This is a genomic window from Vibrio sp. S11_S32 (genome assembly GCF_014694465.1).
Taxonomy (GTDB): domain Bacteria; phylum Pseudomonadota; class Gammaproteobacteria; order Enterobacterales; family Vibrionaceae; genus Vibrio; species Vibrio algicola.
Genome location: NZ_JAAUWS010000066.1, coordinates 1 through 11,119, shown reverse-complemented (window position 1 = coordinate 11,119; position 11,119 = coordinate 1). Strand labels below are relative to the sequence as shown.

At 42.6% G+C, this 11,119-nt stretch carries 11 protein-coding genes and 1 pseudogene; 7 read left to right on the top strand and 5 right to left on the bottom strand.

Annotated features, from left to right (window positions below; genetic code table 11):
• Window positions 1–118 (top strand): IS3 family transposase (locus HC723_RS15585; RefSeq protein ID WP_190338159.1); only part of this gene is annotated, 118 nt, incomplete at its 5' end.
• Between the two features lie 179 nt (window positions 119–297).
• Window positions 298–744: pseudogene (locus HC723_RS15580) on the top strand (helix-turn-helix domain-containing protein); the annotation flags it as partial.
• A gap of 24 nt (window positions 745–768) precedes the next feature.
• On the opposite strand, the gene HC723_RS15575 reads toward HC723_RS15580, so the two are convergent.
• The 4 genes from HC723_RS15575 to nagZ form a co-directional block, all read right to left on the bottom strand.
• Entirely contained in the window at window positions 769–1,785 is a 1,017-nt protein-coding gene (locus tag HC723_RS15575; protein WP_190339726.1) for an adenosine deaminase, read from the bottom strand.
• Window positions 1,786–1,948: 163 nt separating this feature from the next.
• Window positions 1,949–2,626 (bottom strand): DUF1826 domain-containing protein, encoded by a 678-nt coding sequence (locus HC723_RS15570; protein ID WP_153448898.1) that lies wholly within the window; start codon window positions 2,624–2,626, stop codon window positions 1,949–1,951.
• Window positions 2,619–3,830 (bottom strand): zinc metallochaperone GTPase ZigA, encoded by a 1,212-nt coding sequence (gene zigA, locus HC723_RS15565; RefSeq protein WP_153448899.1) that lies wholly within the window; start codon window positions 3,828–3,830, stop codon window positions 2,619–2,621. Before zigA ends, HC723_RS15570 begins: the two co-directional genes overlap by 8 nt.
• A gap of 181 nt (window positions 3,831–4,011) precedes the next feature.
• Window positions 4,012–5,004 carry a beta-N-acetylhexosaminidase gene (gene nagZ / locus HC723_RS15560; RefSeq protein ID WP_153448900.1) on the bottom strand — a complete coding sequence of 331 codons (993 nt, stop codon included), beginning with the start codon at window positions 5,002–5,004 and terminating at the stop codon, window positions 4,012–4,014.
• Window positions 5,005–5,108: 104 nt separating this feature from the next.
• Between nagZ and HC723_RS15555 the strand changes: the two genes are divergently transcribed.
• The 5 genes from HC723_RS15555 (at window position 5,109) to HC723_RS15535 (ending at window position 10,190) form a co-directional block, all read left to right on the top strand.
• The gene (locus HC723_RS15555; protein WP_190339725.1) at window positions 5,109–6,212 is read left to right on the top strand and encodes an anhydro-N-acetylmuramic acid kinase; all 1,104 of its coding nucleotides are present in this window, start codon (window positions 5,109–5,111) and stop codon (window positions 6,210–6,212) included.
• A 249-nt stretch (window positions 6,213–6,461) separates the two neighbouring features.
• Window positions 6,462–7,418 (top strand): porin, encoded by a 957-nt coding sequence (locus HC723_RS15550; RefSeq protein ID WP_190339724.1) that lies wholly within the window; start codon window positions 6,462–6,464, stop codon window positions 7,416–7,418.
• 267 nt (window positions 7,419–7,685) lie between these two features.
• Window positions 7,686–8,111, top strand: a complete 426-nt coding sequence (locus HC723_RS15545) for an ATP-dependent zinc protease family protein (protein WP_190339723.1) — start codon at window positions 7,686–7,688, stop codon at window positions 8,109–8,111.
• A gap of 29 nt (window positions 8,112–8,140) precedes the next feature.
• A complete protein-coding gene (gene rimK, locus HC723_RS15540) occupies window positions 8,141–9,046 on the top strand; it encodes a 30S ribosomal protein S6--L-glutamate ligase (protein ID WP_190339722.1) in 906 nt (301 codons plus the stop codon).
• Window positions 9,047–9,140: 94 nt separating this feature from the next.
• Entirely contained in the window at window positions 9,141–10,190 is a 1,050-nt protein-coding gene (locus HC723_RS15535; RefSeq protein WP_190339727.1) for a succinylglutamate desuccinylase/aspartoacylase family protein, read from the top strand.
• 268 nt (window positions 10,191–10,458) lie between these two features.
• Here HC723_RS15535 and HC723_RS15530 read toward each other — a convergent pair whose 3' ends face one another.
• The gene (locus HC723_RS15530; RefSeq protein ID WP_190339721.1) at window positions 10,459–11,007 is read right to left on the bottom strand and encodes a hypothetical protein; all 549 of its coding nucleotides are present in this window, start codon (window positions 11,005–11,007) and stop codon (window positions 10,459–10,461) included.
• Window positions 11,008–11,119 lie beyond the last annotated feature (112 nt).

The following is an 11,119-nucleotide window of genomic DNA, read 5'->3' as shown; positions in this document are numbered from 1 at the left end:
AGAAGATGTTGAAGAATATATCCGGTATTACAACCATGAAAGGTTGCATACTACGCTTGGTGATTTAACGCCAATCGACTATGAAAAATTACAAAGTCAGGTGTCCTATTGGGCTTGACCAGAATATTTCGTGTTGGTGCCTTGTATTCACTCAGTCTTATTCACAATTGCCATTTAGATTCAGTACAAGCAACAACCATTGAGAGTCTGCTCCGCTTTTCTTCTTCTGCTAATGCCGAGTTAAATAAACAAGATAGAACACAAAACGATGCTCACCCACTCACTAACACAACACAATCTTTAATTGATCTCGCTCGCTTAGATCCCGATAAAATAACCAAGCAGCTCGATGTTCTATTTTTGGTTTGGTTGCAATCAACTAAAGAAGATCAACATAGCCAACTGACCCGCAAGACGCTTTCTTTTTTACAAGATACCTCGATCTCACAGTTAGGCCTTAAGCTAAATTGCTCACAGCGTACGGTCGAAAGAAGCTTTAACCGAGTAACAGGCTTAACGTTAAAACAATGCCAAGCAATGATGAGATTAGAAGCAATGCTGGAGTATTTATATCAACGTGATATCGCTGATATTGACTGGGCAGACATTGCCGCTCGTTTTGGATTTAGCGATCAACCTCATTTGATCCGCACTCTAAAAAAACAAATAGGCTTAACCCCTCAACACTATGCCAAACAAAGAGGACTAACGATTGATGTTTATGGTGGTGTACAACCTTCTTAAATTGTGATTTTTTAGTTAGAAGCATCAATAATTTGCGCCATACTGCTGCACTAAATCACTTAGCCTTTGCTTGTCGGCATCGGAAATAAAGCTTGCTTCAATCGCATTAAAGCTCAATGCCATTAACTCCTTATTTGTGACTGGTAGCGCCGCGGCAACGCTAATAAAATTATCATTCATGTAACCGCCAAAATAAGCGGGATCGTCTGAATTAATCGTCACGCATACGCCTTGCCGCAATAACTCAACAACATTGTGATCGACCATGGTTTCAAATACCTTCAACTTTGTATTAGAAAGTGGACATACAGTTAATGGCATGCGATCGGTAATTAACTGTTTCACCAGCGCGGGATCGTCAACACAACGTACTCCATGATCGATCCGCGAGACACCCAGCAATGCTATAGCGTTATGAATATTCTTCGCAGGGCCCTCTTCTCCGGCATGAGCGACGGTTAAGAAACCATGTGCGATCGCGGCTTGAAAAACCTCGGTAAATTTTTCCGGTGGATGACCCTCCTCGGATGAATCCAAACCCACGGCAACAATTCTATCTTTAAACGGCAGGGCTTGTTGTAAGGTGTCAAAAGCCGAATCTTGATCTAAGTGACGCAAAAAACACATGATGATTTGGCTTGAGATCCCAAGATCTTCTTTGCCTTTTTTTAGCGCTTTATCAATGCCATTAATTACAGTGTCAAACGCAATACCCCGCGCAGTATGAGTTTGCGGATCAAAGAAAATTTCAGTATGGACCACGTTATCTTGCTGACAACGCAATAAATATACCCACGTCAGATCGTAGAAATCTTGTTCATGGATCAAAACGTTCGCACCTTGATAGTAAATATCAAGAAAGGATTGCAAGTTATTGAATTGATATGCCGCTTGCACTTCTTGCGGTGAGGAGAAAGGAATAGAGACTTGATTGCGCTTGGCCAGTTCAAACATTAAATCTGGCTCAAGAGAACCTTCGATATGCAGGTGCAGTTCGACTTTGGGTAAGCCTTGAATAAATTCGAGTTGTTTTTGCTTCATTGTCTACTCCCTTGTTTCAAACTGATTGATCAAAATGAGCGAGTAACGATTCGTTGCTTTGAATGATAAAATTCACCAATATGCATATTAAGTGTATACGCTAAAATAAAAATTGCAGTCAGGTATTCCTAACCTGACTGCGATGCCCACAAGACTTCTGATCTCAATTAAAATCAAGGGATAAAAACAGCCGAGTCTTATCTATTGCGGTCAATTCAGGAGAGCGGTGGACTAAGCCTGAGTCTTCATTTCCTAACCACATTTCGCCTTTCAATAAAGCCACATCCCCCATTCTTAATTGTTGAATCGAATCGCTGTCAGGATATAAACCAGATTGATGATCGGGTAAACCTTGATTTCCAGCTCCTAAGCGCTTTCGATTAACCTCATGGTGCGCCAACCACTGAGTTCCAACGCCACTGTAGGTCGTCACTAACCTACATGGCACATTATCAACATGAAACCTTGGACACATTGCCCGATCTAATGTTGCGAGTCGTAATCCGACATGGCGTAATTCAAATAAGCAGCAGAACATTGCCACTAATATTGAAATATCTGCGATTAATTCATCACGACACTCCCAATCTTCCAAGCTTGGAAAAATATCCGCTTTAACGCTGTCTGGGGTAACGGTCTTTTTAATGTTTACAGTTAAACCTTGAAGCAAATGAGCTTGGATACTCGCCTCTAGATCATGAGATACTTTTCTTTGCCAAATTGAAATATTATTTTCTGGTTGATAAATCTGACTTAAAATTTGTGCATGTTCACCTATTGCGACTTTTTGAATTGCAGTGTCATCTAAAGCAATATGGCGCGAGGATTCAGCGTTACGCATGAGCAAACTCCCAGATTGGAAAAGGGTCGGTAAAATCTTGCCAAGCGCCTGTTTTTAATTCCTCATCATTAAGCAAGCACATATCCAAAGCTTGGATCATCGCTTCTTTATTGAGTCCTTGCCCAATAAAAACAAGTTGTTGTCGTCGATCGCCATAAGGTTCAAGCCAAGCTTTGTGAATTTCATCAAGTGAGGCTTTATCAGTGGGCCAGTCTTCTTTGGCAATCGCGCTCCAAAACATCCCCGCAAAGCCATGATCGGCGATACCACCAGCCTGACTCCATTGTCCGACCATATCAGCTCGACTGGCTAACCAAAAATACCCTTTCGATCGGAGAAGTTTACCGAACGGTTCTAGCGCATGCAGAAATTGATAAAAACGTTCAGGATGAAATGGGCGACGAGCGAGATAATGAAAACTACTAATGCCATATTCTTCTGTTTCTGGAACATGCTCTCCACGGATCTCTTTTAGCCATCCAGCTGCTTGCTGTGCGCGTTCAAAATCAAATAGATGAGTATCTAAAACAGACTTGATGTCCACTCGACCCTGTGAAATAGGGATAATCCGAGCGGTGGTATTTAATGTTTTTAGAATAGCGGTTAATTGCGCAATTTCACTCGCCCCGATCAAGTCAGTTTTACTCATTAAAATGACATCCGCGAACTCAACTTGATCGATCAATAAATCAGCAACACTTCGTTCATCGTCATCACCAAGATGTTGCGTGGTGTCTTGTAACATCTCAGCGTGTTGATAATCGTTTAAAAAATTAACCGCATCCACCACTGTCACCATGGTATCGAGCGTCGCTAAGTCTGATAACGATTGGCCATTATCATCAGTAAAAGTAAAGGTCTCTGCAACCGGTAAAGGTTCAGAAATGCCGGTAGATTCAATCACTAAGTAATCAAATCTTCCTTCTTGAGCTAGCTTAGTAACTTCGATCAATAAGTCTTCTCGTAAGGTGCAGCAAATGCAGCCATTGCTCATTTCAATTAATTTTTCTTCACTATGATTAAGCGATACACCGCTTCTTACCATTGCGGCATCGATATTGAGATCGCTCATATCGTTCACGATCACCGCCACTTTTTTACCTTTTCTATTATTTAGAATATGGCTTAAAACCGTGGTTTTTCCCGCGCCTAGAAATCCTGATAGTACGGTAACAGGCAGTCGATATAACCTTGTCTCATTCATCTTCTTCTCATTCACCATTAATACAATGGAAATGTTATAACATAACAATAGGGTGTTTTAATAGCCTATTTTCCCATTGACTTGCATATAACGCACAACTCTTAAATCAAAAAAAACCTAAGTAAACGAATTCACTTAGGTTTTATTTATGATTTTAAGCTGGTTAACGACAAGGCGTGGATTATTTTTTCTGTTCCATATGCGCATTCATGACGCGATGAGCTTGCTGCCACTCTGGTGTCGATTGCAGTTCATTCAAACTAAAGCTTTGTTGTTTTAATAATGACATCGCTTGTGGCACTTCGGTGATCGGCAAGTTGTCGAGCACTTCAATCGCGGCTTTGCGGTTATTGCACATCAACACCATGTCACAACCGGCTTGCATCGATTTAAGCGAACGCTCGGCAGGACCGCCCATAATGCTCGCCCCTTCCATGTTTAAATCATCGGAAAATACGATCCCTTCAAAGCCAAGTTGATCTCGTAATACCTTTTTTAACCAATAGCTTGAACCACTAGCAGGTTGATCATCGTAATTAGGATACACCACATGCGCGGGCATCATGGCATCGAGAATTCCGGCTTCAATTTGCGCTTTAAAAATCGCCATATCAGTTTCAAAAATATCATCGCGCTGATCAAATGGGGTTTCGTAATGCGAATCGACCACCACCCCACCATGACCAGGAAAATGTTTACCTGTGGTGGCCATGCCGACTTGTTTCATGCCTTGCATATAAGCGCTGCTGTATTTCAAAATGGTGGCTAAGTCTTCGCCAAATGCGCGGTTGCCTATCGCTTTACATTGGAAGGTTTTATCCAAGACTGGCGCAAAACTTAAATCGATATCGTGTGCGATCAGCTCGGCTGCCATTAGCCAGCCACCCATTTTTGCCGCATTGACGCCATCGAGCATGTTGGCGTAATCTTTGGCGGCAGGAATCGCGGTAAAACCATCACGAAAACGCTGTACACGCCCACCTTCTTGGTCCACACCAATTAAAATCGGACGCTTCGCTGCTGCTCGAATCGATTTATTGAGTGCCAATAATTGCTCGTTATCGTGGTAGTTACGCGCAAATAAAATCACGCCGCCCACGGTTGGATGCGCCAGAATTTCTTTTTCTACTGCGTCGATTTCAAACCCTTCGACATCTAACCACAATGGACCCATTCGTTATTCCTTTTAAAATATGACTAAATCACGATGCTATCGCCATATTTTGACACTATATGAGGGTATACTCAAAGCACAATATTGCTGTTAAAGGACGATTTATGGAAAAGTACATTGGCATTATGTCGGGCACCAGTTTAGATGGGGTCGATACCGCACTAGTTACTACAGATGGCAAACAAATCAAATTGTTAGCGCATGATTTTTTCCCGATGCCGCCCGATCTTAAAGCCGATGTATTGGATGTGTGTATTGGTCAGCAAACCAACTTAATTAAGATCGGTGAAATCGATCATCGCCTTGGGCATGTGTTTGCCGATGCGGTCAATCAATTGCTATCCACCAGCAATACCGCCCCAAGTGAAATAACAGCAATTGGCAGTCATGGTCAAACCGTGTTTCATGCGCCAGACTCAACCTACCCATTTACCATGCAAATCGGTGATGCCAATATTATTGCCGCCAAAACTGGCGTGACAACTGTGGCCGATTTTCGCCGTAAAGATATGGCATTAGGCGGCCAAGGTGCACCTTTAGTGCCAGCATTTCATCAAGCCTTATTTGATCATTTAGACAATAATATTGTGATTTTAAATATTGGTGGTATTGCCAATTTGTCGATTATTAATGGTGACCAAACCTCCGGCTATGATACCGGCCCGGGCAATATGTTGATGGACTCATGGGTACAAAAGCATTATCAGCAAGCTTACGATAAAGACGCTCAACTCGCGCTCAGTGGCACAGTTGATCAAGCGCTGCTACAAACCATGCTGCAAGAAGATTATTTTAAACACCCTGCGCCTAAAAGTACCGGACGTGAATTATTCAACCTGCCTTGGCTTGAAAATATCCTCGTGAATTTTTCGACCTCTATTGCCGATGTACAAGCAACGTTAGCCGAATTAACCGCCCTCACGATTGCAGAAGAGGTGAAAAAATTTGAACAACAAAATAACCTAAACGAGTTGTTGGCTTGTGGCGGCGGCGCACAAAACCCTTTACTGATGCAACGACTGGCACAGCTTCTTCCCCAGTGGCAAGTGGGAAACACCCTACAATATGGAATAGATGCCGATTACATGGAAGCAATGGCGTTTGCTTGGCTTGCTCATCAAACTATCCATCGCCTACCGGGTAACTTGCCTGCCGCAACGGGTGCATCTCGCCTTGCTGTGCTCGGTGCGATTTACCTCGCAGATTAAGTACACTTCCTGTTCGCATTTTTAACTAACAAGTTTTCACTTCAAAAAAATCGTCAAAAACACCTCCCGTTTTTGGCGATTTTTTTATCTCCATCGCAAATTTCCAATGAAAAAGCATACTTTTATCAATCCTAATGAATGAAATCAAACTGTAACATTTGCGACATCAATGCTTCACAATTCTCTTTTAGAGTAATCGCAACCCCAAAGAAGACATGTAAGTCTCATTAAATCAATAGGATCAATACAATGAAAAAAGCAGTACTGGCTTCCGCTGTTCTTGCAGCACTTATTTCAACTTCTTCAATCGCCGCTTCTGTCTACAAAGATGACAGTTCAGAAATCACTTTAGGTGGTCGTGCTGAAGCTCGTTTTAATGTGTCAAATAATAATGAATATGATGCCGCAGGTTTAAAAACGAAAAGTAACTTTGACGATAAAACCCGTGCTCGTATCAATATCTCAGGTAACACTCAAATTAGCGATGGTTTAACCGGCTTTGGTACTTATGAAAATGAAGTCTACACCAGTGGTGAACCTATTTTCACTCGTTACCTATTTGCTGGTATTGGCACTGAAATTGGTAATTTCTCATACGGTAAACAAGATACTGCATTAGTGATGATCACCGATTTTACCGATACCATGGCAACCTTTGGCGCAGATGCCGATGGCGAGTTAGCGATTAACGCAGGTAAAGATAAACGTGGCAATAACTTTGCTTATGAAGGTAAATTTTCTGGTTTAACCATTGGTGCTAACTATGTCGCTGGCGAAGATAAAGACAGCGATCAATATTCACTTGGCGCTAAATACTCATTTGATTTTGGTCTTGATCTTGGTGTGGGTTATGCTGGCGGCAAATCGGCTGATAACGACGTAAATCAAGTAGACTTAGGCGCACAATACTCTATTGCTGACTTCACTTTTGGTGCCCTATACGAAATAAGTAATAATGATGATAACGCCATTGGTGACAATGATGGCTACGAAATCTCGGCTCAATATAAGTTCCAACAGTGGACGTTCGTTGGTGTTTATAACTACGCAACCACCAATGATGGCGATGACGATGCAGTCGATAACTTCGCGTTGGAAACCGTTTACAAATTCAACAGCAACCTACGCACTTATGTCGGTTACAAGTTTGAGCAAATCGACGACTTAGATGACCAACTGCAAGCGGGTATCCGTTACGATTTCTAAGCAACAATCTACATAAAATATCGATTAAGCCAGGCTCATTTGTCTGGCTTTTTTTATGCCATAACGCCTATCAAATTCACCTTATAAACCGTTTAAAGACCAACAAGTTATTTTTATCGTGACAGGAAAAACATTTCACAAGACGTGACTTCACATAATTGTTAAGGTCCGCAACATTCGCTACTCATGGCGTTAATAACTTGTTATATTCAATAAAGACCTACATTTTGTAGTGGCATGAAACTTAACCTTAGTGATCAAAAAACTATGACAGATAAAATCATCGTTGGATGGCGTGAAATGCTTTGCTTGCCTGACCTTGGAATTGATCTCATCAAAGCCAAAATTGATACTGGTGCGCGCAGTTCCTGTTTACATACCTTCAAACTCGAAACCTTCGAGCGCGATAATGAGCTTTGGGTTCGCTTCTGGGTTCACCCATTACAAAATAACGATGAATATGTAAAAGAGTGTGAAGCCAAAGTGCTCGATCAAAGGACAGTCAAAGACTCTGGTGGTCATCAAGAACAAAGATATGTGATTGAGACTACACTTAGGTTTAACCATCAAGACTGGCCAATCGAAATGACCCTCACTAATCGAGAAAACATGTTATTTCGCATGCTCTTAGGCCGCACCGCGATGCAAAATAAAATCATCGTCGATCCTAGCGCTTCATTTTTAATTACTTAATTTCAACTATTTCTCAAGGACAGTTCATTATGAAAATCGGAATTTTATCGCGTAATAAGTCATTGTATTCAACCAAACGTTTAATTGAAGCGGCACAATCTCGTGGTCACGAAGTGAAAGTGATCGATGCCCTACGTTGCTATATGAACATCAACTCAGAGCAGCCACAAATTCACTTTAAAGGTGAAGAATTAAAAGCTTTTGATGCCATCATTCCACGTATTGGCGCATCGGTGACCTTTTATGGTACTGCGGTTTTACGTCAGTTTGAGATGATGAATGTTTACCCTGTCAATGAATCGGTGGCGATCACTCGTTCGCGTGACAAGTTACGTTCAATGCAGTTACTTTCGCGTAAAGGCGTTGGCATGCCAATTACAGGTTTTGCCAGTAAACCGGATGATATTAAAGACTTATTAGAAATGGTTGGCGGCGCGCCCGTGGTGATCAAATTGCTTGAAGGCACCCAAGGTATCGGGGTGGTATTAGCCGAAACTCGTAAAGCAGCCGAAAGCATACTGGAAGCCTTCATGGGGCTTAAAGCCAACATCATGGTACAAGAATATATTAAAGAAGCGGGCGGTGCGGATATTCGTTGTTTTGTGATTGGCGATAAGGTGATCGCCGCCATGAAACGTCAAGCGGGCGAAGGTGAGTTTCGTTCAAACCTACACCGAGGCGGAACGGCATCACTGGTGAAAATCACCCCAGAAGAGCGTAAAACCGCCGTCGCCGCAGCAAAAATTATGGGCTTAAACGTCGCAGGCGTGGATCTACTACGCTCTTCTCGCGGTCCATTAGTGATGGAAGTCAATTCCTCACCAGGTCTTGAAGGCATTGAGGCAGCAACAGGGAAAGATGTTGCAGGGATGATCATTGAATTCATTGAAAAGAATGCATCTGAAAAAGGAACCAAAACCCGTGGACGAGGCTAAATCGAAGTCAATTAAAGCAACCGATACTCAACCAAGTGAGAATGTTGCTGCACCCGCTAAAAAAAGGGTGAAAAAGAACCCAGCTTTCGAATTCATGGGTAACTCAATCGCTGCCGGTGAACGTAAAGTAATGGAAATTGAAACAGCGAAGTTGTACACCAATTCACCATTATCGATCCCGGTTGAGATCATTCATGGTAAATATGCCGGTCCGACTTTGCTATTGGATGCGGCGATTCATGGCGATGAACTCAATGGCGTAGAGATCGTGCGTCAGATTATTGAAAAAACCGATGCCAGTAAATTAAAAGGCACCTTAATTGCTGCGCCGATTGTCAATGTTTTTGGCTTTATTCATAAGTCACGCTACCTGCCCGATCGCCGCGATTTAAACCGTTGCTTCCCGGGTTCAGAGAAAGGCGCATTAGCTTCACGTATTGCGCATACTTTCTTTACTAAGGTGGCACAACAAGCCGATTACATTGTTGACTTACATACTGGCGCGATCCACCGCACTAACTTGCCGCAAATTCGTGCTTGTTTAGACAATGCTGAAACCATGCGCATCGCAAAAGCGTTTGGTACTCCGGTTATTATTGATGCCGCGTTGCGTGATGGATCTTTACGCGCCGAAGCAGAAAAACACGGTATTCAAGTATTAACTTACGAGGCTGGTGAAGCACTACGCTTTGAGCCGATCGCGATCAGTGCTGGTGTATTGGGGATCACACGGGTAATGCAAGAACTTGGTATGTTGCGTCCAGCGCGTAAAAAAGTGCCTGAATCGGTGATTGCGAAATCCAGCAGTTGGGTTCGCGCCGACAGTAATGGCATTTTGCGCACTATGGTGACATTGGGGGATCGCGTCAGCAAAGGGCAAGTATTGGCGTATATTAGTTCGCCACTTGGCCATGTTGAAATTACCATGAAAGCGCCAAAAGAAGGCATCGTAATTGGCCAGCAAACACTGCCTTTGGTCAATGAGGGTGATGCGGTATTCCACATAGCTTACTTTACCGAAGATAACGATTCGGTCGGCGATAAAGTCGAAACCTACATTGGGGATGTGATTGAAAATGTAGAGTTACGAGATGAGAGCATCACCACCGGCTTTATTGCGGTTCCTCATCAAGTAAAACCTTAATCTTCAATTAAAAGCAGTTCTAAATACATAAAGCCAGATCATCAGATCTGGTTTTATTTTTGATGCTTAATAATGATGTTTTAAACGTATAAAGAGGCCGCTTTACCCATTCAGAAAATTTAATGAGCGAACAAAATTGGATGCAGAGAAAAGTGTCAAAGGCCATGGATGGCCTTTTCTCAAGCGACCAAGGACGGATCAGCGTCTTTTCGGCGTATTCAAATTGATCGAATATTAAATGGAATTGGTATAATAACCAATAACCGATTTATTTTATTGCTTCTTTTTCATCTTCTGGCTGTGCGGTATCGTCGCTTTCTATTGATTGATTGTCGCTGGAATACTCTTCTAACGCTTGCTCCACAATGCCTGCCACCTCTTCCGTATGTTCAGGCGCCGCTTTTTCAACCATCGAAAGCACATCGGCGACGGTATGATCCATATCAATCGCTTCTCTATCCGCCGCGCGCATATTTTCCGTTGCTTCAGTGACGCTATCGACCCACTGTTGAGTAAATTCAGGGATTTTTTCTGGGTCAACTTCGGCTAAAATTTCCATCACATTGAGCTTCTCATGTTCATTCGCCGAACTTATCGCCGCTAATGAAGAATATGCACTTTCAGGCCCTTTATGAATAAGCCATTCCACCAGTTTTTGCGCTTGTTGATAATCCGATTTCGTCGCTACAACCACATATTCAGCCAATTTATCAGGTGCACTCAATTCTAAAATCCGATACAACAAAATAAGATCAACACCACCTAAATCCGAAATCCGACTGATCAAAGGCACCACCCAATCAGTAATGCCGTTCACTTAAGGGTGAACGGTTTTTTTATTTCTGGCATACTTCTGCGGCCTTGGCTTAACCGACCTTGGAAATGTTCGTTCCCTTCGCCGCTCAAGTATTAAGCTTTCAGCCATGTTG

Bases quoted from the DNA above. Each gene is read 5' to 3' on its own strand.
- zigA (WP_153448899.1), bottom strand. From the start codon at position 3,830: ATGAATGAGACAAGGTTATATCGACTGCCTGTTACCGTACTATCAGGA.
- HC723_RS15535 (WP_190339727.1), top strand. From the start codon at position 9,141: ATGGGTAACTCAATCGCTGCCGGTGAACGTAAAGTAATGGAAATTGAA.
- HC723_RS15570 (WP_153448898.1), bottom strand. From the start codon at position 2,626: ATGCGTAACGCTGAATCCTCGCGCCATATTGCTTTAGATGACACTGCA.
- rimK (WP_190339722.1), top strand. From the start codon at position 8,141: ATGAAAATCGGAATTTTATCGCGTAATAAGTCATTGTATTCAACCAAA.
- HC723_RS15575 (WP_190339726.1), bottom strand. From the start codon at position 1,785: ATGAAGCAAAAACAACTCGAATTTATTCAAGGCTTACCCAAAGTCGAA.
- HC723_RS15550 (WP_190339724.1), top strand. From the start codon at position 6,462: ATGAAAAAAGCAGTACTGGCTTCCGCTGTTCTTGCAGCACTTATTTCA.
- HC723_RS15545 (WP_190339723.1), top strand. From the start codon at position 7,686: ATGACAGATAAAATCATCGTTGGATGGCGTGAAATGCTTTGCTTGCCT.
- HC723_RS15555 (WP_190339725.1), top strand. From the start codon at position 5,109: ATGGAAAAGTACATTGGCATTATGTCGGGCACCAGTTTAGATGGGGTC.
- nagZ (WP_153448900.1), bottom strand. From the start codon at position 5,004: ATGGGTCCATTGTGGTTAGATGTCGAAGGGTTTGAAATCGACGCAGTA.